This is a genomic window from Ruegeria sp. BHSA162, from assembly GCF_059613385.1.
In genome coordinates this window covers 30,721-53,236 of sequence record NZ_JBXWSK010000001.1, presented here as the reverse complement: position 1 = coordinate 53,236, position 22,516 = coordinate 30,721, and the positions used below count along the sequence as shown (strand labels likewise).

Here is a 22,516-nt window from a genome sequence, read left to right as displayed (position 1 = left end):
CCTAGCGGGCCTAAAGACCGACCATTGCGCGGACGTCTTCGGGCGTCGCTCCTTCGGCCCGGTATTTCGCAATCGCCCTGGCGTCGTCTCGCTTGGCCAGCCGTTTACCCGTTTCGTCCCGGATCAGTCGGTGATGGTGATAGGTGGGCGTCTCAAACCCCAACAAGCGCTGCAGCACCACGTGAATCCCGGTTGCGTCAAACAGATCCTGACCGCGAACCACATGTGAGATGTTCTGGGCGGCATCATCCAGAACGACTGACAGGTGATAGGACGTGCCCATACCCCGCCGGGCGAGGACGACATCGCCGACGCCGTGCAGCATCTGTTCGTCCGACAATTCTATCCAGCCAGTCGCGCCATCCGGACCGGACCCGGTCTCGTGAAACCTCAACCCGGTGGCGTCCCTCGCGATCCGGCGCAGCGCTTCGGACATATTGAGACGCAGGGCCACATCTTCCGGGATCGCGGACTGCACCTGATATGTCCATTTTTCACGGCATGTTCCGGGATATATGACGCCGTCAGGTCCGTGCAGAAGATACCCTTCCTGCGGCGCACTGGCGGCGGCCGCGATATCCTTGCGATTGCAGGTGCACGGATATAGCAGCCCTTGGGACCACAGCCAGTTCAAGGCCTGCCGGTAGAGCGGCATGCGATCGGATTGCCGCAACACAGGGCGAGGCCACGTCAAACCCAACCACGTCAGATCGTCATAGATCTGATCCTCCCAATGCTGACGCGCACGGGACTGATCGATATCCTCGATCCGCAGCAGGAACGTGCCGGAGTTTCGGACAGCAAGGTCATACGCCAGCAATGCAGAATACGCATGACCAAGATGCAATGGCCCGGTTGGAGATGGGGCAAATCTTGTGGTGAATTTCACGTCTTTTCAACGATATATACGTCGGATTTCAAGTCCAGCCCTGGCAAGTGCGGTCCGTGTTCGCGAAACAGAAGGCGCGCCGCTCCCATGTCCAGCCATTCGTTCAGGCGCCCGGTATAGCCGGGATCATCCAATGTATGGTCGTTGAACGAAAACGCCAGCAGGCCACCTTTGGGCAAGACTTTCATCAGCATGTCGAATGTCTGGGGCGGCGCGGCGCCGGCGCCGATCACTCCGATCGCGGCGATTGCCTTGTATGCCCCCGTCTCCAACGGGTTGGGATCGGTGATGTCGATGGCAGCAAGGTTGCGGTAGACGCCCTTGGCAGCAGCACCTTTCAGCATCTCTGGTGTCGGATCGACGCCGTCGATTGCCCGGTATCCGACCTTGTGCAAGGCGACACCGGACAACCCGGTCCCGCAGCCATAGTCAAGGATAGGTGTGTCCGGTTGCGGCAACTTGGACCACAACGCCTCGGCCACGCGGCCCGGCGTGGCATACCCGTGCTCGGCCACCTCATCTTCGTAAGAGGCCGCCCATTTCTGGTAATGCGCCTGGGTTTCCTGCGGCGTGTTCAGATCATATGTGTTTTTGAGGAACTTCTCGCTCATGCCGTCAGTTTAGGCGCGTGGCCCGGTCTGCGTCCAGTCAGCTTTGCGTCAGCCACTGCTGCCATGCCTCCTTGGCGCGATCGGTATAGGCTTTGTAGCGATCCTTGCGGCCGCGCCGTCCGCCTTTCAACCCGTCGACCGGTCGGAACAAACCAAAATTCACGTTCATAGGCTGAAAGGTCTTGGCCTCTGCGCCGCCGGTGATGTGGTGGATCAGCGCGCCCATGGCGCTGTCCTGCGGAACCGGGGGCAGGGAGTGGCCAAGGATCTCTGCCGCCGCGAGACGACCTGCCAGCAGGCCCATCGCGGCGCTCTCGACATATCCTTCAACCCCGGTGATTTGCCCGGCAAATCGGATGTTCGGCTTGGATTTCAGGCGCATCTGCGCATCCAGCAAGGTGGGCGAGTTGATGAAGGTGTTGCGATGGATGCCGCCCAGACGTGCAAAACTGGCATTCTCGAGCCCCGGAATCATCCGGAACACCTCGGTCTGGGCGCCATATTTCATCTTGGTCTGGAACCCAACGATGTTGAACAGCGTGCCCAAAGCGTTGTCGCGACGCAGTTGAACCACGGCATGAGGTTTTACGTCCGGCTGATGTGGATTGGTCAGGCCCACCGGTTTCATCGGCCCGTGACGGAGAGTCTCGCGCCCACGCTCGGCCATCACCTCGATCGGCAGACAGCCATCGAAATAGCCAGCTGTTTCACCTTCGTGGAACTCGGTCTTGTCAGCGGCCAGCAGCGCGTCGATGAAAGCCTCGTACTGGTCACGGTCCATCGGGCAGTTCAGATAGGCGGTACGCTCTTCCTCGGTCTCACCTTTGTCATAGCGCGACTGCATCCACGCCTTGCTCATGTCGATCGTGTCAGCGTAGACGATCGGGGCAATCGCGTCGAAAAAGGCCAGCGCTTCGGCCCCGGTCTCGCGCTGGATCGCTGCGCCCAACGCTGGCGAGGTCAGCGGACCGGTGGCAAATATCCAATGTCCATCGTCCGGAAGCGTAGTGACTTCCTCACCGGTGACGGTGACGCGTGGGTGCGCCTTCAGCTTGGCGGTCACCGTTTCGGCAAAAGGTTCACGGTCTACGGCAAGAGCGCCGCCCGCAGGAAGTCGGTGGGCGTCTGCCGTGGTCATGATCAACCCATTGGCCGCGCGCATTTCCCAATGCAGCAAACCAACGGCATTCTGCTCGTCATCATCAGACCGGAACGAGTTGGAACAGACCATCTCGCCCAGGTTGCCGGTTTGATGCGCAAAAGTGCCCACTTTGGGGCGCATTTCGTGAATCACGACGTCCACGCCCATTTCGGCGGCCTGCCATGCGGCCTCGGATCCGGCCATGCCGCCGCCAACGATATGCAATTTCTGTGTCATGTGCGTCCAAATAGGGCAGGTGGCCCGCGCGTGCAACGGCCATCGAAAACTGCCGCCAACAAGGCAGCGACGCGATGATTTTATTGGGAAGTCTTGGGGTCGCCGCTGCGGGAATGTCTGCGCCGGTGAGAGAAACCAGCTTGGAGGGACCTTCCGCCCACGGCGACCCAAAAGATAGTGAGGGCCTCAGCCCTGTCTCAGCTTTGCCACAGAGATGCCCATTTGAAAAGTGCAAAAATGCGAACAGTCGATAATTTTAGCCATAACAATTGCGTCATTGGGTCCAATTTGGTGAGCGTTTTTCGATAAATGCGGAAATACCTTCCTCGGTATCCCGGTGCAGCATATTTTCGGCCATCACGCCGCCGGTATAGGCATATGCCTGATCCAAAGGCATCTGAAGTTGCTGATAAAACGCCTGTTTCCCAATCTTTACCGCCGCGCCCAGTTTGGAGGCCAACTGCTCGGCCAACGACAGGGTTTCATGTTCCAGCAGCGTTTCCGGAACGACACGATTGACCAGGCCCAGCTCGGCGGCCCGCTCCGCTGGTATGAAATCACCGGTAGTCAGCATCTCAAACGCCAGTTTGCGCGGAATGTTGCGGCTTAGCGCCACCATCGGCGTCGAGCAGAAGAGACCGATATTCACGCCATTGACGCCGAATCGCGTTCCTTCGGCTGCCACGGCCAGATCGCAGGTCGCCACCAGTTGGCAGCCGGCGGCCGTTGCAATGCCATGGACCTGCGCGATCACCGGTTGGGGCAGGGATTGGATCGACATCATCATTCGGGCGCACCGATTGAACAGATCGGTGAAGTAGGCCTTGCCGCCATCTTCGGCCTGCCGACCTGCGGTCATCTGCTTGAGGTCGTGACCGGCACAAAACGCCTTGCCTGCCCCGGACAGTATCACGGCGCGGATCGTGCGATCATCGCGCAGGGTATCCAGTTCAGATTGCAACGCCTCCAGCATTTCGTCGCTCAGCGCATTCAGCCGCTCGGGCGTATTCATTTTCAGATGAGCGATCGCGCCCGTGTCGTTACGTTTCAAAATTGCCATCTTGCCCTCCTGCCGGCTGTGGGGCCAACTCTAGGTCGGCAAATCGAGGAGGGGAAGCATGTCATTGGCAATGAACAAGGAAGAGCTGACGGAATATCTGGCGCAGGTCTTCCCGCAGGTGCACAAGGATTTCGTCGTCATGGATCTGACCGACGACTCGATCCGCATGCGTCTCGTTGTCGAAGATCGGCATCTGCGTCCGGGCGGAACCGTGTCCGGGCCTTCGATGTTCGCCCTGGCCGATGTCTGCGTCTATTCGATGGTTCTGGCGCGAAAGGGCCGGCAATCGCTGGCGGTGACCACCAACAGTTCCATAGATTTTCTGCGTAAACCTGCTGGTGGGGCCGACATGATTGCCGAGTGCAGGTTGCTGAAACTGGGGCGTACGCTGGCTGTTGGTGACGTCCTGATGTACTCGGAAGGGCAGGAGGCGCCGGTGGCGCGCGCCAGCATGACCTACTCGCTGCCACCTGCCGGGTCCGCCGCAGCTGCGTTCGGATAAAAAAATGCCGGGGACAAGCCCCGGCACAGGAAGAGGTCCCGTAATTGGGACTGGGGATATTCTAGCCAAGCCAGAATTGGCGGCGTGCTTCGCGGTCAGCCTCAAAGCGCGTCAGTCCGACATCCTTCAGCAGACGGTCGTCCAGCCTGCTCAGGTTGACGCGACCGCGGCGCCGGCGTTCCCATTGGGTGACAGTCGCCGCAAAACGCACGGCCAGCGCAGCGATCAGAGGCAGCCGGGGGCTGTCGTTCAGCAGCAAGAGGGCGGGGGTGTGCATTGCGCGTGTCATGGTAAGTATCCTTTCAAATTGTATTGACACAAAGCATAAATGTTCGGTACATTGTTGTGATACATTCACGATTGTGTTGAACGCAAAGGAAGAATTGTAATGGATACAATTTGGCCGACAGACCTGCCAAAATCCAAGGGGCCAAAGTACGCACTGGTCGCAGATACAATTCGAAAAGCCATCGAAAACAAGCAGCTGGAAGTCGGGGTGAAACTTCCTCCGGTGCGGGAACTGGCGTATCGATTGCAAATCACACCAGGAACGGTCGCCCGGGCCTATTCGATTCTGACCGAGGAAGGGTTGCTGCAGGCCGAGGTCGGGCGTGGTACATTCGTGGCACCACCAAAAATGCCATTGCTAGACGATGTCTGGTCACGGCAGCTTCATCTTCGGGACGACAAGTATGACGCCAATGTCAGCCTGTTCAGCCCGCGACTGCCAGATGTCGGGCAGGTGTCCCTGATACGGTCATGCCTTGCCAAGGTGGCGCAGGGGGATCCGAAGATGTTCATGAACTATCCCACCCGTGACGCTTACCTGCCGGTGCGCCAGGCTGTTGTTGATTGGCTCTCCGACTTGCCGCTGGGTGCTTTGAACGCCGATGACATCGTTCTTACGCATGGCGGGCAAAGCGGACTGTGCGTCGTGTTTCAGACCGTTCTGCGCGATCCGAAACCCGTTGTTCTGGTCGAAGACCTTTCTTATGCGGGGTTCCGTCGCGCCGGTGAGTTGATGCGCGCCGAAGTTGTCGGTGTGAAAATGGACAAATGGGGTATCAGCCCCGACGCGCTGGACCACATCCTTCGTCAAACTCGTGCGCAGGCGATCTGCGTGTCGCCCGAAGTTCAGAATCCGACCGGTGGCCATTCTCCTCTTGAACGCCGCAACGAGGTGATCGAGATCGCCCGCCGCCACGATCTGCAAATCATCGAGGACGATTGCTATCGTATGGGCGAGGCGCGCGCACCCAGTTACAGGGCTCTTGCGCCTGAACGGGGCTGGCACGTGTCGTCGATTTCCAAGACCCTTACGCCGGCGTTGCGCGTGGGGTTCGCCATCGCTCCGCGGGAACGCAGCGGAGACCTGCGCCGATCGGCGGAATACGGGTACTTCGGGTTGGCGCAGCCATTGGCCGAACTGACCCGCTTGCTCCTCAGTCACCCTCAATCCCGGCAAATGGCGCGGGATGTTCGCGCGAAGATGGGTGAGTATGTACGGGTGGCCGTCAATGCACTGGGTGGCTTCAATCTGAACTGGGACGCCGACATTCCCTTTGTCTGGCTAAGCCTGCCCTCCGGCTGGCGTGCTGCAGCCTTCAGCAGAGCCGCCGAGCGGGAGGGCATTCAACTCCGATCGGCAGATGAATTCGCGCTGAGGGATGGACGAGCGCCAAATGCCGTGCGCATTGCCATGAACGGGCATGTCTCGCTGAAGCAGTTCGAATCCGCCATGCTGCGTCTGCGCGCCTTACTGGACAATCCGCCCGAACAAATCAGCGTTTGATTTGGGGTAAATAGATACCTATTTTATAAGCCTATGTTTTATAATAATTAATTGGACGCTACCATTCTTGACGTGCACTTACGGGCCGTCTAAATACCCATCCATCGAATTCGGGCCGGTCCACCTTTGGGGCGGCCTTTCACATCAAACAGGATTGTCCTGACATGAAAACCTTCTCTGCAACTCCTGCAGACATCGACAAGAAGTGGATCCTGATCGACGCCGAGGGCGTTGTTCTGGGCCGTCTTGCCTCGATCGTCGCCATGCGCCTGCGTGGCAAGCACAAGCCGTCGTTCACCCCGAACATGGACATGGGCGACAACGTCATCGTCATCAACGCCGACAAGATCCAGATGACCGGCAAGAAGCGCGACGAGCACTTCTACTGGCACACTGGCCACCCGGGCGGCATCAAGTCGCGCACCAAGCAACAGATCCTGGAAGGCGCGCACCCCGAGCGTGTGGTCTTTCAGGCCGTCAAGCGCATGCTGCCGGGCAACCGTCTGTCGCGTCAGCAGATGACCAATCTGCGCATCTATGCCGGTGCCGAGCACCCGCACGAAGCCCAGGCCCCCGAAGTTCTGGATGTCAAATCCATGAACAAGAAAAACACCCGGAGCTAAAGACCGATGGCTGATCAGATCAATACTCTCGAAGAGCTGAGCGCCGTCGCAGGCGTTGAAACCGTGGCCGAAGAAGTTGTTGTGCGCGAGCCCGTGCGTGACGAACTGGGTCGCTCCTATGCAACCGGCAAGCGTAAAGACGCTGTTGCCCGCGTTTGGATCAAGCCGGGTTCCGGCAAGGTCACCGTGAACGGCAAGGACCAGGACGTGTATTTCGCACGCCCCGTTCTGCAGCTGATCCTGCGCCAGCCGTTCCAGGTTGCCGGTGTCGAAGGTGAATTCGACGTTGTGGCAACCGTCAAGGGCGGTGGCCTGACCGGTCAGGCCGGTGCGGTCAAGCACGGCATCTCGAAAGCGCTGCAGCTGTACGATCCCAGCCTGCGCGGTGCCCTGAAAGCCGCGGGCTTCCTGACCCGCGACAGCCGCGTCGTGGAACGCAAGAAATACGGCAAGCGCAAAGCCCGCCGTTCGTTCCAGTTCTCGAAGCGTTAATCGCTGCCGAGTTTTTCAAATGCAAAGGGCTCGCAACCGCGAGCCCTTTTTTTCGTTGAGTTTCTCTGGCCTTACTCTTCGTAGACCATTTTCCACGCGCCGTTTTCCACCACGTTGACGTAGACCGTATCGGCGCCCTGATGGTCATCGGGGCCAAAGGTCATGTGGTTGCCGACCAGTTCATCCTGATAGTCCAGCGTCTCCATTGCAGCGATAAAGCTTTCCTGGGTCAGGTCGGGGCCTGCCGCCTCCAGCGCCTTGACCATCATTTCGGCCGCGGCATAGCCCAGCATCGAAAAGCCCACCGGGTCTTCGCCGGTGGCGGCCTTGTATTCCTCGATGAAGGCCTTGGGGGCGGGTTCATCCGCGCGGGCCCAAAGGTCCTGCCACGAGGCGGCGGCGTAGAAACCGTCGGTCACGCCACCCGGCACCTGTGCCACCACGGTCAGGAAACTGGCCGAGGTGCCCAGGAACTTCATGTCGGTCAGGCCCATCTTCTTGGCGGTGCCGACCACGGTGATGGCCTGCCGCACACCCAAGGCGATTGTGACGATATCGCAGCCTTCTTCCTTCAGCTTGCTGAGCGAGCCCACGAAATCGGTTTCGTCAGGTTTATGAGTGGTTTCCGCGGCAAAGGTAATGCCGGCTTCCTTGGCGCCTTCCTGGCTGCCTTCAAGGATTTCCTTGCCGAAATCGGTGGGCAGATACATCGCGCAGACCTTGTCGCCGCCGAATTCCTGCGCCAGATATTTCACGCCCACGCGCGCCTGGTCGTAATAGCTGGAAAACGAGGTGAACTTATTCTTCATCGGCTCCTGCAGCATCTGCCGCGCGGCCGACAGGGGGGCGACGTTGGGGATGCCTTTGGGATCCAGCAGTTTGAACCCGGCCAGGTTCATCGGCGTGCCCAGCGATTGCAGCATCGCAAATACCTTGTCGCGGTTCAGCAGCTTGTTGTAGCCCTGCATCGCACGCGGCATCTGGTATCCGTTGTCCTCGACCACATAGCGGATCTTGCGGCCATGCACGCCGCCATTGGCGTTGACCCGGTCGAACACCACGTTCGCGCCCTTGGTGGCCGGAACCCCCACGGCGGCGAAAATGCCGCTGAGGTCATTGACCGAGCCGATGACGATTTCGTCGTCGGTCACGCCTTGCGTTTCGGCCCAGCCCATCGAGGCCAGGGCGGATAGGGCGGTTGCAGCCGCCAGCCGTCTGATTGCTTTGGTCATGTGTCTTCCTCCCTTGGGATTGATCCCTGTTCTATTTGTACATGTCTTCAATGAGATGCGCGTGTTTCTTTTCCACCAGGCTGCGTTTCAGTTTCATCGTCGCGGTCAGTTCGTCGTCTTCGGCGGTCAAGAGCACGTCGATCAGGCGGAAATCCTTGATCTGCTCGACCCGCGCGAATTCCTTGTTCACAGCCGCAACCTCGGCACCGATCAGTTCGCGCACCTCGGTTGCAGCGCAGAGCGAGGCGAAGTTCGAGAACGGCACCTTGCGGTCCTGCGCGAACTTCTCGACGTTTTCCTGATCTATCATCACCAGCGCCGTCAGGTACTTGCGGCGGTCGCCGATGATCACCGCGTCCGAGATGTAATGCGAGAACTTCAACCGGCTTTCGATCTCGGCCGGGGTTATGTTCTTGCCGCCGGCGGTGATGATGATGTCCTTGAGGCGGCCGGTGATCGTGACATAGCCGTCCGCGTCCACGTGCCCCATATCGCCGGTGCGCAGCCAGCCGTCGGCGGTGAAGGTCTCGGCGGTCTTGGCATTGTTGCGCCAATAGCCCTGGAACACGTTCAGGCCGCGGATCTGGATTTCGCCCTCGTCCGAGATGCGCAGGTCGATCCCCGGTGCGGGCTTGCCGATGGTACCGATGCGGTTGGCCTCGGGCGTGTTCAGCGTGGCGATGCCCGAGGTCTCGGTCATGCCGAAGCCCTCGACCAGCGGCACGCCGATGGCCCAGTACCATTTCAGCAGCTCGGGCGAGATCGGGGCCGCACCGGACCCGCCGCGCCGCAGCCGGTCCATGCCCAGCATCCGGCGCAGGTTGCGCAGCACCAGCCGGTCCCACAGCCAGAAATTCGCGACCACCGCCGGCGGCACCGGTCTGCCCTGCAGGATGTATTCGGCACGCTTCATCCCGGCCTTCAGCGCCATGCCAAAGGCGGCGCGCCCGGCCGGGGTGGCCTCTTGCGCCATGATCAGCACCTGCGAATAGATCTTCTCCCACACGCGCGGGACGGCGGTGAAGGTCGAGGGCGACACTTCCTGCAGGTTGGCAAAGACCGTCTCGGGGCTTTCGGCGAAGTTCACCGTGCATTTCGAAGCCAGCGGGAAATAGATCGACACGTCGCGTTCAAGGATATGACACAGCGGCAAAAAGCAAAGCTGTTCGTCCGTTTCCAGCGCGGGCAGGCAGCGAGCGCCGCATTCGATCGCGGCCATGATGTTTTCGTTGCTCAGCATCGCGCCCTTGGGCATGCCGGTGGTGCCCGAGGTATAGATCAGCAGCGCCGTGTCCTGCGGCGTGGCTTGCGCGATTTCCGCCTCGAACCGGCCTGGTTCTTCGCGCTCGACCTCCCGACCGAGGGCGTAAAGATCTTCGATCATCATGCAGCGGGGATGGGTCAGGTCGTGCAGGCCTTCGTCCTCGAGGATGATGACCTTCAACAGGCCGGGCACCTCGTCTTCGATGTCCAGGAATTTGTCCAGCTGCTCTTCGTCTTCGACGATCAGAAAGCGGCTGTCGCTGTCATTGACCAGGTATTTCAGCTGGCTGGCGGAATCGGTGGTGTAGACGCCCGAGGCGATGCCGCCGACGCATTGGATGCCAAGATCGAACCACGCCCATTCCTTGCGGTCCTCGGACAGGATCGAGACGACCTCGCCGCGCTGCAGCCCCAGTTTGCGCAGCGCCAGCCCGATCCACTTGGCGTGCTGCCAGTAGTCGGCCCAGGAATAGGATTTCCAGATTCCCAGATCTTTCTCCCGATGCGCGGTGCGGTCGCCCAGGGCGGCGCAGCGTTTCTGGAACAGCGCGGGGATGGTGACGCAGCCATCGACCCGCACGGGGCGCTGGCCGGGGGTGGCGTTGAACTGGACGCCGTTGATGGTGGTCTGCGGGGGCAGGGTGGTCATGTTCATCCGGCTCACCTCCACGTCTTCTTGCGTTTCCAGCGGCGGTTTTCCCGCGCGCCTTCCTCCTGCACGCCCAGATAGAAGTTCTGGATGTCCTCGGACCGCATCAGCACGTCGGCGGGGCCGTCCATCACGATGCGCCCGACCTCCATGACATAGCCATGATCGGCCAGTTCCAGCGCGGCGTTGGCGTTCTGCTCGACCAGCATCATGGTCATGTTCTGCTCGTCATTCAAACGTCTGAGGATGCCGAAGATCTCTTGGACCAGCAGCGGCGACAGGCCCAGCGAGGGTTCATCCAGCAGCATGATGCGCGGGTTGGCCATCAAACCGCGTCCGATGGCCAGCATCTGCTGCTGCCCGCCCGACAGGGTGCCGGCCTCTTGATTTCGGCGTTCCTTCAGAACCGGGAAGTAGGAAAACACCAACTCGCGGTCGCGCTCGATCTGGGCCTTGTCATGCAGGGTATAGGCCCCCAGGCTGAGGTTCTCGTTCACCGTCAACAGCGGGAACACCTCGCGCCCCTCGGGCACATGCACGATGCCCTTCTGGACGATCTTGTGCGGCTCCAGCCCCTGGATTTCCTCGCCGTCGAAGGTGATCGTGCCCTTTTCCGGGTCCATCACGCCCGAGACGGTCTTCATCAGCGTCGTCTTGCCCGCCCCGTTGGCGCCCAGGATCGAGACGATCTGGCCCGGGCGCACGTCCAGCGACACGCCGCGGATCGCCATGATCGGGCCATAGAAGCTTTCGATGTTGCGGATGCTCAGGATCGGTGCGCTCATGAGGCTTTCCCCAGATAGGCTTCTACGACGGCGGGGTGCGATTGCACCTGCGCCGGTGTCCCAAGGGCCAGTTTCGCCCCGTCGGCCATGGCCAGCACCCGGTCGGACACGCCCGAGACCAGCCCCATGTCATGTTCGACCATCAGCACCGTGATCCCCATCTGCCGCCGGATGTCGTCGATCCACCAGCGCATGTCGGTTGTTTCCTCGACCGACAGCCCCGAGGCCGGTTCATCCAGCAGCAGCAGCTTGGGGTCGGTGGCCAGTGCGCGCGCGACCTCGACCACCTTGCGCACGCCATAGGGCAGGCCGGCGATCATCTTGTCGCGATAGGCCTGCAGGTCGAGGAAATCGATGATCTCTTCGACCTTCTCGCGGTTCTCCAGCTCTTGCCGGCGGGCCGAGGGGGTAAAGAACACCTCGGACAGCAGATTGGTACGCCGGTGGCGGTGCCGCCCGACCAGCAGGTTCTGCAACACGGTTGCATGTTCGAACAGCTCGATGTTCTGGAAGGTCCGCGCAACTCCATAGGCGGCCACACCCGAGGGCTTGACCTGAAGCAGATCGTGCCCGTCGAACCGGATCTGGCCCGCGTATGGGTCGTAGAAACGCGAGATCAGGTTGAACACCGTGGATTTGCCCGCCCCGTTCGGGCCGACGATGGCAAAGACCTCGCCTTCTTCGACCGAAAAGGACAGATCGTTCACCGCCGTCAGGCCACCGAATTTCAGGGTGACGTTCTCGAATTCCAGCAGGCTCATCTCAGGCGCTCCGTCTTGAGATAGGATTTCTGCCGCTTGAACATGTCCTTGCGGTAGAAGGGGAACAGCTCGAACCAGGTGCGGATTTTCAGCCATCGGCCGTAGATGCCCATCGGCTCGAACAGGATGAACCCGATCAGGATCATGCCGAAGATGCCGAATTCTAGCCCCGGAATGGCGACGGTTCCGCCACCGAACAGGGCGGCTGCGTATTCCTTGGCGATCGACAGGAACTGCGGCAGAAACCCGATGACGATGGCGCCCAGAAACGCGCCGTGGATCGAGCCCAGTCCGCCGATCACGATCATCATCAGCAGCTGGATCGAGATCACAACGCTGAAGGTTTCGTTGTTGAAGGCCCCGGCATAAAGGCCCATCAGCGCTCCCGCCCATCCGGTTACGGCGCAGGACAGGGCAAAGGACACGGTCTTGGTGCGCGCGATGTCGATGCCCATCGCCTGCGCGGACACTTCCGAGTCGCGCACCGCGATGAAGCTGCGCCCCAACGGCGTGCGCAAAAGGTTAATGTAGCCCAGCGTGACCAGAACCGTGACGACCAGCACCAGCCAGTAGAACTGCTCGGGCGTGCCCCAGCGATCGACCAGATGGCCGAAAATCTCGACCCCCCCCATGTACTTGCCCGCCACGCCGCCGGTGATCGGTTCCGCCAGAACGATGAGGTCGTCCATCAGGATCGACAAGGCCAGGGTGAAGATCGCAAGATAGATACCGTGCAGCCGCAGGGCAGGGATGGCAACCGTGACCCCGGCGATGCCGGTCAGAATGCCGGCAAGCGGAAAAGCCACCAGAAACGGCACGCCAGACTCGATCAGGATCACGTTGGCATAGCAGCCAAAGGCCAGAAACGCCGCGTGGCCCAGGCTGGCCTGGCCGGTATGCCCGGTCAGGATCATCAGCCCCAGCCCAGCGATGGCCCAGATCAGAACGTTGGTCAGCTCACCCAGATAAAACGCGTCCAGCCACCACGGCGCGGCAATGACCACCGCCAGCAGGATCAGGTAGAGCGACAACTGGTATCCGTCCTTCCACGGGCGGATGTCCTGCATATAGTCGGTTTTGAAAACGATCCTCATGCGCTCAGACCTTCTTGACCCGGACCTGGCTGAACAGGCCGTGCGGACGGAAGATCAGCACCGCCAGCAACAGCGCATAAGGCGCGATCTGGCTGTAGCCCGCAGCGATGTAGCGGCTGGCAAAGGGTTCGATCACGCCGACGATCAGACCGCCCGCCAAGGCTCCGGGCAGGCTGCCGAACCCGCCGATGACCGCAGCCGCAAAGGCCTTGATCCCCAGCAGCCCGGTGGTCGGATCGACCGATCCCTTGGCGGCGAACAGGATGCCCGCGATCCCGGCCACGACACCGGCCAGACCCCAGATGAAACCCTGAACACGCTTGACCGGGACGCCCATGTAATAGGCCGCCAACTGGTTCTGCGAAGCGCCCTGCATCGCCAGCCCCAGCTTGGTCTTGCTGAAGAACACATAGAGCCCCCAGGTCAGCAGCACGGTCAAGACGATGACCGCCACGTCCTCCATCCCCAGAACCAGCCCGCCAAAGCGGACCTCCTTGCCGGCCAGTGGGTTTTCCAGCGTCTGCGGCTCATGGCCCCAGATCAGCCCGGCAACAAAGCGGATCACGAAACCCAGGGCGATGGTCAGGATGACCACGGCGGTCTGGCTTTCCCCGAACAGGCGGCGGATGATCAGCCGGTCCAGCAGATACCCCAGCGCGCCCATGATCCCCAGCGAGATGGGCAGGGCCAGCCAGAAGGGCAGGCCCATATATTCGGTATTGGTCAGCCCGATGGTGACGAAGGCGCCCAGCATCATGAAATCGCCCTGGGCAAAGTTCACGGCCTCGGTCGCCTTGTAGATCAAAACGAAGCCAAGCGCGATCAGGCCGTAGACACAGCCATTCGCCAGCCCGCTGATCAGCAGCTGTGCGTTGTCCAAATTCTCCTCCCCATGCCGGTTTGCCCGGCGTCCTGACGCCCCGGATCTCCTCCAATCACCGGGGCGCCTGTTCTACTATGGCGTGATTATTACCTTACCGTCACTCTTTTTCAGTGCAACTGCCAGATCGGAAACGATTTTGTTCAGCGGGACATGCGCCGAGACATCCGTTTTCCACCGTCCGTCCGCAAAGCGGGCCTGCACCTCGGCAACCGCGCGCATCTGCTCTTCGGGCGGAGTGGACATCATCCATTTGGTCAGCCAGAAGCCCTCGATCCGTTTGCTCATAAAGATCAGCTGGCCCATCTGGGTCAGCTTCGGAGGCTCGCTGCTGAGTTTGCCATAAGACACCCAGCGCGCGCCGTTGGGCATGGCGCAGAAGACCTGCTCGGACAGCTGATCCGAGACCGCATCCAAAAACACCCGCGGCTTGAGCTGTGCGCTGATGGCAGCAAACTTGGAGACGGCATCGTCTTCGGTGGTTACGATGATCTCGGCCGCTCCGTGGCTTTTGAGCAGTCCGACCGTTTCAGGGCGCCGCACCATCGCAATCGGCTTCAGGCCAAGGTCTCGGCCCAGCCCGCACATCAGCTTGCCCAACTGGCTGGTGGCCGCGGAAACGACAAAGGCCTCTCCTTCGGAACGTGCGATCTCAACCATTGCCATCGCGGTCAGCGGATTGACGATCTGTGCGGCACCGTCATCGTCCGAGATCTCGGGCCGCAAAGGAATGCACATCTGCGCCTGTGTCAGGGCATACTCGGCCCATGCGCCGGACCCGGACGCGACGAAGGCGACCCTTTGCCCCTTCAGCGCTTCCGCGCCCGCGCCGGTGGCTACGACGTCTCCGCACCCTTCGAAACCGGCCGGGGCACCCTTGACCCGCGGCTGACCGTACTCACCTTTGATGAAATGGAGGTCCGAGGGGTTCACCGATGCGGTGCGCAATTTGATCAGAACCTGGCCGGGGCCAGGCGTGGGCACCGGGATCTCGGCATACACAACCCAGTCGGCGGCGTTCTCGATCGCCGGGCCCGTGGCGGTACCCGAGTATCCGTCAAATTTCTGGATCACGGCAAACATGGATTTGGGGAGGTCAGTCATTCTTTTTCCTTTGTTTCCGACACTTTCAAGCAAACGGGTCGATCCAAGTGCACGCCCTGGGGCAGGGCGCACCGATGCCGACAATAGGTCGTCCCGACTTGATGCGACTGGTTGAGCCAAGCCAAACAAATGGCACCGGACACGTCAATCGACCACAGGGTTAACGTTGGGGAATTGGGAAGCCGGTGCAGGTGTGACAAGGCCGGACAAATGCCGGCCTTGTCGAATGATCTTATTGCGTCAACAGGTTGCGCAGTTCCTGGATCTTGAGCGCAGCCGTTTCCGGCGCTTCCTTGATGCCATCGAGGATCTTGATCACCTGGTCCTGGATTTCCTGGCTCAGCTGGCTGTTTTTCACGGATTCAACCATCGCGTCATAGTCGAACTGCTCGGCCGACAGCATGCCTTCGTCAACCCAGGTATTCAGCAACTCCTGCCCTTGGGCAGTGAGTGCTGCAACCTGATCGCCGGCCTGGTTGGCCAGATCCGTCGCAGCATCGCCGGCCTGGTTAGCCAGATCCGTGGCTGTCTGACCGGCTTGCTCGGCGGCTTCACCGGCCTGTTCGACGGCGGCCGAGGCTGCGTCACCCGCTTGCTGCGTGGCCGTCGACAAAGCCTCGCTGGCAGCTTTCTGGGCTGCGGTTGCGGCCTCGCCAACGGCCTCGCCGGCTTCTTTGGCGGCAGATTGCAGTTTCTCGGCCGGGGTGGGCTCGGGCTGATTCAGGTAGAAATACGCGCCGGCACCCAATCCGGCGATGATAATCAGGATGATAATGCGGGACATTGGGGTCTCCTTTTCGGATGTGTGCCGCTGATGTGGGGAGAAACTACCTGAGATCAAAGGGGAAATCCCAAAGATTCGGCGCATGTTCGGGGTTTGGGCCACTCGGCGCTGATCAGTCAGACGATCGGCGGCAACAACACGCCACCCGCGAAAATACACGGTTGCAACCATCAGGCGAACAAGAAGGGGGGGCGTCATTGGGAAGTAGTGGCGGAGAGACAGGGATTCGAACCCTGGGTGGGCTTGCACCCACAACGGTTTTCGAGACCGCCCCGTTCGACCACTCCGGCACCTCTCCGCGGGGGTCTGTGAGGGGGGGATTTAGTTGTGATCGCCGAGGGGTGCAAGCAGAAAATTCCCGAATTCGCCAAACCGAGGATTTTCCATTGCCAGTCCGACGAAATCTCCTAGGCTGACATGTATGAGACATCTTCTGCACCGCATTTCGCTTCTGCTCATCCTGCCCGTGTTCGCGTTCGCTCTGACGGCTCAAAACGCCTTGTCCGCCAGCCGGGATCGGATTGAGGCTTTTCTGACGACGACGGGTTTTGACGTGGCGCTGGAAAGCATCGCATTGGCCTCGGCTTCGGCGCCTCAGATGCTGGGGATCGACCCCGAGGGTTTTGGCTCGCAATGGACGCGTCTGACGGAAGAGGTGTTCGACACCGACGACATGCATGAAACAGCGGTTGCGATTCTCGAACAGACGCTGAGCGACGAGGCCCTGAACCACGCGGTCGAGTTTTATGCCTCGGATCTGGGACAACGGCTTGTCGAGGCGGAAAATGCCTCGCACCTTGTCGAGGATGACGAAGCCAAGCAACTTGAGGGGCAGGAGATCATATCCGATCTGGTCAAGTCCGGTTCGAGCCGCATCGAAAGCCTGAAGCGGATGAACAGCGCCATCGATGCCAGCGAAACCTCGTTGCGGGCGCTGCAGGAGATCCAGCTGCGGTTCCTGCTGGCCGCCAGCGCCGCCGGAGTGATCGACCTGCAGTTGGACGCGGACGGGCTGCGCCAGATGATGAAGCTGAACGAACCCGAGATGCGGCAGTCATTGCAACTGTCCGCCTTGGCCAACGCGGCCTACACCTATCAGGATTTCTCTGACGCGGATGTCGACGCCTATACCAAAGCGCTGGAACAGCCGCTGATGCAGGAAGTCTACGAGCTGTTGAACGCAATCCAGTACGAGATCATGGCCATGCGGTTTGAAGTGCTGGCGGCGCGCATGGCCGAACTGCGTCCGGCTCAGGACATCTGATGCGGCTGTTTCTGGCTCTGTGGCTGGTTTTGGCCGGTTGGGCCAGTGCGGTCACGGCGGACCAGGTCGACCGTCTGACCAAGGCAATGCATTTGTCCGACGTGATGCAGATTCTGCGTGATGAGGGTGTCGCGCAGGGGCGCGAACTGGACAAAAGCCTGCTGGACGGTGAGGGCGGATCGTTTTTCGAGGCCCAGGTTGAAGACTTGTACGACAAGGCGTGGATGCAGGCCAAGATTTATGACGCGCTGGCTGGCGGTATGTCCGAAGGGCAACTGGAGCAGGCTGCGCTGTTTTTCGAAAGCGATCTGGGCCGCGCCGTCGTGTCTCTGGAAAACTCGGCCCGTCGAACTTTTTCCGACGAAGCCATCGAAGAGATGGCCATGGCCGCCTATCGGGAGGCCGATCGTGATGCGGCCTATTTTCGTCTGATCGATGAGTATGTCGAGATCAACGACCTTGTTGATCGGAACGTGCGCGGAGCGTTGCAGGCCGATTACAATTTCTTCCGTGGGTTGGCGGACGGGCAGGGCATCACGGGCGACGACGGGGAAATGTTGGCCCAATTGCTGGCGCAGGGAGCGCAGTCCGAGCAACAAACCCGCGAGTGGCTGTACTCGTTCCTGCTGTTTGCGTACCAACCGCTCAGCGAGGCCCAGCTGCGCGAGAATATCGCCTTTTCACGTACCGAGGCAGGGCAAGCCTTGAACAACGCCTTGTTCGCTGGTCTGGACACCATGTTCAACGAGTTGTCATACCAGCTGGGCGTAACGGTGGCACAGGTTCTGCAAGCGTCGGATCTTTAGGCCGGTTTGCTGTTGACTTTGCCGTGTGATCCGTGGATAAGCGCGCATCCCGGCCGGAACCTCCGCGCCGGGTATCGTTATTGTTGGCCTGACGGGTGCGCCCTGACGGTCGTTCATCCGCCCGAAAAGGGCGCGCTGTTCGAGGTGGCCTTGGCCGAAACGCCCGTCTGACGGGGACCACAGAACGCGGTAGAAAAAGGAAAGACGCATGTTTGCAGTCCTCAAGACTGGCGGCAAGCAGTACAAGGTTCAGGCGGGCGACGTGCTCCGCGTTGAAAAACTGGCTGCCGACGCAGGTGAAAAAGTCCAATTCAACGACGTTCTGATGCTGGGTGGCGACGCCCCGGTGGTCGGCGCGCCGTTCATCGATGGTGCGGCCGTTCAGGCGGAAGTGATCGAACAGATCAAAGGTGACAAGGTCATCAAATTCGTCAAGCGCCGCCGCAAGCACAGCTCGAAGCGCACCGTTGGCCACCGTCAGAAGCTGACCCTGGTCAAGATCACCGACATCCTGCCCTCGGGCGCGGACAAGTCGGGCGTCAAGGCCGCAACCGGTTCGGCTCCGGCAGGTGAAGTTGCTAAAGCAGCGAAACCCGCCAAGAAAGCCGCTGCCAAGGCAGAAGCCCCGGCCGCTGCTGCTGCCGCTGACGATCTGACCAAGATCACCGGTGTTGGTCCCGCAGCTGCCAAGAAACTGGCCGAAGCCGGTATCGAAAGCTTTGCCGCTCTGGCCGCCTTGTCGGACGAGCAGATTGCTGCTATCGAGACGGTCAAAGTGAAACCCGAATGGGTTGAGCAGGCCAAAGATCTGGCCAAAGGCTAAGGAGAGAGAGAATGGCACATAAAAAAGCTGGCGGTTCCTCCCGTAACGGCCGCGACTCAGCGGGTCGTCGCCTTGGCGTGAAACTGTATGGTGGCCAGGCCGCCGTTGCAGGCAACATCATCGTGCGTCAGCGCGGCACCAAGTTCTGGCCGGGCGAAGGCGTGGGCATGGGCAAGGATCACACCATCTTTGCAACTGTCGATGGCGCCGTGAAGTTCCACAAGGGACTGAAAAACCGCACCTTCATTTCGGTCCTGCCAGTGGCGGAGGCCGCAGAGTAAGCCGAAACCCAGAAGGTTTAAGAAAAATTCATGGGGGACCGGCACAAAGTGCCGGTCCCCTTTCTCGTTTTGACGCAGATTTGATCGAAAGCCCCGATGCCCGTTGCAACCACCAGTTTCCTGATCTTTGCCGCCAGCCAGGTCGGCACGCCGGGACCGGCCAACATGGTCCTGTTGGGAACGGGTGCGCGCTATGGGTTCCGGGCTGCGCTGCCCTTCGTGGCGGGCGTGATTCTGGGCAAGCAGCTGATCATCTGGCCGTTGGGCTTTGGCCTTCTGCAACTGGCAGAACAAGCCCCCACCGCGTTTGCGGTTCTGAAATATGCTTCGGCGGCCTATATTTGCTGGCTTGCATGGAAAATCGCCAACCTGCGCCTGTCCCATCAGGACGCGGGCGAGTCGGTTCCGGGTTTCTGGGCCGGGCTGGTGGTGCATCCGCTAAACCCCAAGGCCTGGGCGATGATCATCGCGGGATTCACCGGGTTCGTCGCGGCGGGAACGTCGGTGCTGAGTGCGACGCTCACGATCGCGCTCGTTTTGTTGACCTGCCAGTTGGTCCTGCACCCGATCTGGACCTTTGCGGGCGATAGAATTGCACGCGTGGTTGCGGGACGGCCGGCGGAAAAATATCTGATGTGGACCCTCGCGGGTCTGACTGTTGCATCCGTACTTTTCGTGTTGTTCGGAGGAGGAACACACCAATGAAACTTGAGGCAATCATAAATCAGCCGGTCATTGAAACCGAGCGGTTCGACCTGCGCCCGCTGCGCCGGTCGGACATGGGCCTGATCGAGCACTACGCCGGGGACGAGCGCGTGGCGCGCATGACCACGTCGATCCCGCACCCCTTGCCGCCCGGTTCGATCGAGGCTTTCGTGACCCGCGCCATGGCCGAGGACCGGGACGAGGACGTCTGGGCGATGGACGCCACCAAGGATGGCGGGCCCGAGTTGATCGGGGTGATCTCGCTCAAGCGGCTGGATCGCAACCAGTCCGAAGTGGGCTATTGGGTCGCGCCCTTGTATTGGAACACGGGCATCGCCTCGCTGGCGGTGGAAACGCTGGTTCAGGCGAATCCGTTGGAAAACGCCACGATGTTTGCCAGCGTGTTTCAGGACAATCCCGCCTCGGCACGGGTTCTGACCCATTGCGGGTTCCAGTATCTTGGCGATGCCGAAAGCTTTTCGGTGGCGCGCGACGCAAATGTGCCCACCTGGACGTACAGCAAAAAACTCTGACTTGTGGCCGATGGGGCCTTTGCAGTAGGGGACTGACATGAAATTTCTCGATCTTGCAAAGGTCTACATCCGGTCCGGGGCCGGCGGTAGCGGGTGCGTCAGCTTCCGACGCGAAAAGTACATCGAATACGGCGGCCCCGATGGCGGGGACGGCGGCAAAGGCGGGTCCGTCTGGGCCGAGGTCGTGGACGGGCTGAACACCCTTATCGACTTCCGCTATCAGCAGCATTTCTTTGCCAAGAACGGACAGCCCGGCCGAGGCCAGCAGCGCACCGGCAAGGATGGCGACGACATCATTCTGCGCGTGCCCGTCGGAACCGAGATTCTGGACGAGGATCAGGAGACGGTGATCGCCGACCTGACCGAAGTGGGGCAACGTGTCCTGCTGGCGCGGGGTGGCAATGGCGGTTTCGGCAACCTGCATTTCAAATCGGCCACAAACCAGGCGCCGCGCCGGGCCAATCCGGGGCAGCCGGGCGTGGACCGTACGATCTGGCTGCGTCTGAAATTGATTGCCGATGTGGGTCTGCTGGGCCTGCCGAATGCGGGCAAGTCGACCTTTCTGGCCGCCACCTCGAACGCCCGGCCCAAGATCGCCGATTATCCCTTTACCACGCTGCATCCTAATCTGGGCGTCGTCGGTGTGGACAACGTGGAATTCGTTGTGGCCGACATTCCCGGCCTGATCGAAGGCGCGCATGAAGGCCGCGGCATCGGCGACCGTTTTCTGGGCCATGTCGAACGCTGCGCGGTGTTGCTGCATCTGGTCGACGGCACGTCGGAGACCATCGCGCAGGATTATCACACCATCATCCACGAGCTTGAGGCCTATGGCGGCGCGCTGGCTGACAAGCCCCGGATCACCGTGTTGAACAAGATTGACGCGCTGGACGAAGAACAGCTCGAACTGGCCAAGGCCGAGTTGAAAGAGGCCGTGAGCGGCCCTGTCATGACCATGTCGGGCGTCGCCCGGCAGGGCGTGACCGAAGTTTTGCGGGCCCTGCGCGCCCAGATCGACGAAAACCGCCTGCGCCAGAAACCCACCGAGGAGCGCGAGACGTGGCAGCCCTGACCGACGCAAAGCGCCTGGTGGTCAAGATCGGCTCAGCGTTGCTGGTCGATCGTGCGACCGGCAAGCTGCGTTCGGAGTGGTTGCATTCGCTGGCGCAGGACGTGGCGTGGCTCAAGGGGCAGGGGGCCGATGTGGTTCTGGTCTCGTCCGGTTCGATCGCGCTGGGGCGCGGTGTTCTTGGCCTGCCCGCAACCGCGCTCTCGCTGGAGCAGTCCCAGGCCGCTGCCGCCGTCGGTCAGATCCGGCTGGCGCGGGCCTATGAAGAGGCGTTGGCCCCGCACGACATCACCACGGCGCAGGTTCTGGTGACGCTGGAAGACAGCGAGAACCGCCGCCGGTACCTGAACTCGCGCGCGACGCTGGAAACTCTGCTGGGGTTGGGTGTCGTGCCCATCGTGAACGAAAATGACACGGTGGCCACGGATGAAATCCGATACGGCGACAATGATCGACTGGCCGCGCAGATCGCCGTGACCGTCGGTGCGGATCAGTTGATCCTGCTGTCCGATGTCGATGGGTTCTACACCGGCAATCCAGCCGAAGACCCATCCGCCACCCGGTTTGACGTGATCGACGCGATCACGCCCGAGATCGAGGCGATGGCCGGTGACGCCGGTTCGGGGCTGTCCAAGGGCGGCATGAAGACCAAGCTGATGGCCGCGCAGATGGCGACGGCGGCGGGCTGTGACATGGCGATTACGGAAGGATCGCCTTTGAACCCGCTGAAACTGCTGAACAATGGCGCGAACAGCACTTGGTTCAAGGCCAAGATGGACCCGCATGCGGCGCGCAAACGCTGGATCTCGGCGATGAAGCCGCGGGGCGAGATCACGGTCGATGCAGGGGCAGCGCAGGCGCTGGAGAATGGCAAAAGCCTGTTGCCGGCCGGCATCGTCGAAGTGACGGGCGATTTTGGACGGGGCGACCCGGTGGCCATCAAGGATCACGAAGGCCGGCGTTTGGGATTGGGCCTCAGCCGCTATACCGCGCACGAGGCCGACACCATCAAGGGGCGCAAATCCTCCGAGATCGAGGACGCACTCGGCTATCCCGGCCGTGCGGTGATGATCCACCGTGACGATCTGGCTTTGTAGCTGCGAAAACTGATAGATTTGGCTGGTCCGACGACCGGA

25 protein-coding genes and 1 tRNA gene are annotated in these 22,516 nt (G+C 60.9%); 12 read left to right on the top strand and 14 right to left on the bottom strand.

Going from position 1 to position 22,516, the window contains the following annotated elements:
• Nucleotides 1–10: 10 nt before the first annotated feature.
• The 4 genes from gluQRS to AC2FM5_RS00290 form a co-directional block, all read right to left on the bottom strand.
• A complete protein-coding gene (gene gluQRS / locus AC2FM5_RS00305; RefSeq protein WP_496733282.1) occupies nucleotides 11–889 on the bottom strand; it encodes a tRNA glutamyl-Q(34) synthetase GluQRS in 879 nt (292 codons plus the stop codon).
• A complete protein-coding gene (locus AC2FM5_RS00300) occupies nucleotides 886–1,500 on the bottom strand; it encodes a class I SAM-dependent DNA methyltransferase (RefSeq protein WP_170432707.1) in 615 nt (204 codons plus the stop codon). Before AC2FM5_RS00300 ends, gluQRS begins: the two co-directional genes overlap by 4 nt.
• Nucleotides 1,501–1,537: 37 nt before the next feature.
• Nucleotides 1,538–2,878 (bottom strand): methylenetetrahydrofolate--tRNA-(uracil(54)-C(5))-methyltransferase (FADH(2)-oxidizing) TrmFO, encoded by a 1,341-nt coding sequence (trmFO, locus tag AC2FM5_RS00295; protein ID WP_170439273.1) that lies wholly within the window; start codon nucleotides 2,876–2,878, stop codon nucleotides 1,538–1,540.
• A gap of 274 nt (nucleotides 2,879–3,152) precedes the next feature.
• Complete coding sequence (locus AC2FM5_RS00290; protein ID WP_170439270.1) at nucleotides 3,153–3,938, bottom strand: enoyl-CoA hydratase; 786 nt, start codon at nucleotides 3,936–3,938, stop codon at nucleotides 3,153–3,155.
• Nucleotides 3,939–3,996: 58 nt separating this feature from the next.
• On the opposite strand from AC2FM5_RS00290, the gene AC2FM5_RS00285 reads away from it, so the two are divergent.
• Entirely contained in the window at nucleotides 3,997–4,440 is a 444-nt protein-coding gene (locus AC2FM5_RS00285; RefSeq protein WP_170439268.1) for a PaaI family thioesterase, read from the top strand.
• A gap of 61 nt (nucleotides 4,441–4,501) precedes the next feature.
• On the opposite strand, the gene AC2FM5_RS00280 is transcribed toward AC2FM5_RS00285, so the two are convergent.
• On the bottom strand, nucleotides 4,502–4,729 hold the full coding sequence (locus AC2FM5_RS00280) for a DUF1127 domain-containing protein (RefSeq protein ID WP_170439266.1): 228 nt from the start codon (nucleotides 4,727–4,729) through the stop codon (nucleotides 4,502–4,504).
• 99 nt (nucleotides 4,730–4,828) lie between these two features.
• Between AC2FM5_RS00280 and AC2FM5_RS00275 the strand changes: the two genes are divergently transcribed.
• The 3 genes from AC2FM5_RS00275 (at nucleotide 4,829) to rpsI (ending at nucleotide 7,347) form a co-directional block, all read left to right on the top strand.
• Nucleotides 4,829–6,232: an aminotransferase-like domain-containing protein gene (locus AC2FM5_RS00275; RefSeq protein ID WP_496733281.1), complete on the top strand. Its 1,404-nt coding sequence runs from the start codon at nucleotides 4,829–4,831 to the stop codon at nucleotides 6,230–6,232.
• A 164-nt stretch (nucleotides 6,233–6,396) separates the two neighbouring features.
• The gene (gene rplM, locus AC2FM5_RS00270) at nucleotides 6,397–6,855 is read left to right on the top strand and encodes a 50S ribosomal protein L13 (RefSeq protein ID WP_170339225.1); all 459 of its coding nucleotides are present in this window, start codon (nucleotides 6,397–6,399) and stop codon (nucleotides 6,853–6,855) included.
• A 6-nt stretch (nucleotides 6,856–6,861) separates the two neighbouring features.
• Entirely contained in the window at nucleotides 6,862–7,347 is a 486-nt protein-coding gene (rpsI, locus tag AC2FM5_RS00265; RefSeq protein ID WP_005983014.1) for a 30S ribosomal protein S9, read from the top strand.
• A 71-nt stretch (nucleotides 7,348–7,418) separates the two neighbouring features.
• Here rpsI and AC2FM5_RS00260 read toward each other — a convergent pair whose 3' ends face one another.
• From AC2FM5_RS00260 to AC2FM5_RS00220, 9 genes are all read right to left on the bottom strand, one after another.
• Complete coding sequence (locus AC2FM5_RS00260) at nucleotides 7,419–8,579, bottom strand: ABC transporter substrate-binding protein (RefSeq protein WP_170357792.1); 1,161 nt, start codon at nucleotides 8,577–8,579, stop codon at nucleotides 7,419–7,421.
• 31 nt (nucleotides 8,580–8,610) lie between these two features.
• The gene (locus tag AC2FM5_RS00255; RefSeq protein WP_496733280.1) at nucleotides 8,611–10,497 is read right to left on the bottom strand and encodes an AMP-dependent synthetase/ligase; all 1,887 of its coding nucleotides are present in this window, start codon (nucleotides 10,495–10,497) and stop codon (nucleotides 8,611–8,613) included.
• 5 nt (nucleotides 10,498–10,502) lie between these two features.
• Complete coding sequence (locus tag AC2FM5_RS00250) at nucleotides 10,503–11,276, bottom strand: ABC transporter ATP-binding protein (protein ID WP_170357796.1); 774 nt, start codon at nucleotides 11,274–11,276, stop codon at nucleotides 10,503–10,505.
• Nucleotides 11,273–12,037, bottom strand: coding sequence for an ABC transporter ATP-binding protein (locus AC2FM5_RS00245; protein WP_149775121.1), 765 nt, complete (start codon nucleotides 12,035–12,037; stop codon nucleotides 11,273–11,275). The genes AC2FM5_RS00250 and AC2FM5_RS00245 overlap by 4 nt, the downstream gene beginning before the upstream one ends.
• Entirely contained in the window at nucleotides 12,034–13,131 is a 1,098-nt protein-coding gene (locus tag AC2FM5_RS00240; protein ID WP_480633065.1) for a branched-chain amino acid ABC transporter permease, read from the bottom strand. The genes AC2FM5_RS00245 and AC2FM5_RS00240 overlap by 4 nt, the downstream gene beginning before the upstream one ends.
• Nucleotides 13,132–13,135: 4 nt before the next feature.
• Nucleotides 13,136–14,011, bottom strand: a complete 876-nt coding sequence (locus AC2FM5_RS00235) for a branched-chain amino acid ABC transporter permease (protein WP_496733279.1) — start codon at nucleotides 14,009–14,011, stop codon at nucleotides 13,136–13,138.
• Between the two features lie 75 nt (nucleotides 14,012–14,086).
• Nucleotides 14,087–15,115 carry a zinc-binding dehydrogenase gene (locus AC2FM5_RS00230; RefSeq protein WP_496733278.1) on the bottom strand — a complete coding sequence of 343 codons (1,029 nt, stop codon included), beginning with the start codon at nucleotides 15,113–15,115 and terminating at the stop codon, nucleotides 14,087–14,089.
• Nucleotides 15,116–15,347: 232 nt separating this feature from the next.
• Complete coding sequence (locus tag AC2FM5_RS00225; protein WP_496733277.1) at nucleotides 15,348–15,899, bottom strand: hypothetical protein; 552 nt, start codon at nucleotides 15,897–15,899, stop codon at nucleotides 15,348–15,350.
• Nucleotides 15,900–16,107: 208 nt separating this feature from the next.
• Nucleotides 16,108–16,197: transfer RNA gene (locus AC2FM5_RS00220), tRNA-Ser, on the bottom strand.
• A 123-nt stretch (nucleotides 16,198–16,320) separates the two neighbouring features.
• Between AC2FM5_RS00220 and AC2FM5_RS00215 the strand changes: the two genes are divergently transcribed.
• From AC2FM5_RS00215 to proB, 8 genes are all read left to right on the top strand, one after another.
• Nucleotides 16,321–17,163, top strand: a complete 843-nt coding sequence (locus AC2FM5_RS00215; RefSeq protein WP_170357817.1) for a DUF2059 domain-containing protein — start codon at nucleotides 16,321–16,323, stop codon at nucleotides 17,161–17,163.
• Nucleotides 17,163–17,969, top strand: coding sequence for a DUF2059 domain-containing protein (locus AC2FM5_RS00210; RefSeq protein WP_170371063.1), 807 nt, complete (start codon nucleotides 17,163–17,165; stop codon nucleotides 17,967–17,969). Before AC2FM5_RS00215 ends, AC2FM5_RS00210 begins: the two co-directional genes overlap by 1 nt.
• Nucleotides 17,970–18,177: 208 nt before the next feature.
• Nucleotides 18,178–18,792, top strand: a complete 615-nt coding sequence (locus AC2FM5_RS00205) for a 50S ribosomal protein L21 (RefSeq protein WP_170339207.1) — start codon at nucleotides 18,178–18,180, stop codon at nucleotides 18,790–18,792.
• An 11-nt stretch (nucleotides 18,793–18,803) separates the two neighbouring features.
• Nucleotides 18,804–19,073, top strand: coding sequence for a 50S ribosomal protein L27 (gene rpmA, locus AC2FM5_RS00200; RefSeq protein ID WP_005983052.1), 270 nt, complete (start codon nucleotides 18,804–18,806; stop codon nucleotides 19,071–19,073).
• A gap of 96 nt (nucleotides 19,074–19,169) precedes the next feature.
• A complete protein-coding gene (locus AC2FM5_RS00195) occupies nucleotides 19,170–19,778 on the top strand; it encodes a LysE family translocator (protein ID WP_149777268.1) in 609 nt (202 codons plus the stop codon).
• A complete protein-coding gene (locus AC2FM5_RS00190) occupies nucleotides 19,775–20,311 on the top strand; it encodes a GNAT family N-acetyltransferase (RefSeq protein WP_170339204.1) in 537 nt (178 codons plus the stop codon). Before AC2FM5_RS00195 ends, AC2FM5_RS00190 begins: the two co-directional genes overlap by 4 nt.
• 37 nt (nucleotides 20,312–20,348) lie before the next feature.
• On the top strand, nucleotides 20,349–21,383 hold the full coding sequence (gene obgE / locus AC2FM5_RS00185) for a GTPase ObgE (protein WP_170432672.1): 1,035 nt from the start codon (nucleotides 20,349–20,351) through the stop codon (nucleotides 21,381–21,383).
• Nucleotides 21,371–22,477 carry a glutamate 5-kinase gene (gene proB / locus AC2FM5_RS00180; RefSeq protein WP_496733275.1) on the top strand — a complete coding sequence of 369 codons (1,107 nt, stop codon included), beginning with the start codon at nucleotides 21,371–21,373 and terminating at the stop codon, nucleotides 22,475–22,477. Before obgE ends, proB begins: the two co-directional genes overlap by 13 nt.
• Nucleotides 22,478–22,516: the final 39 nt, after the last annotated feature.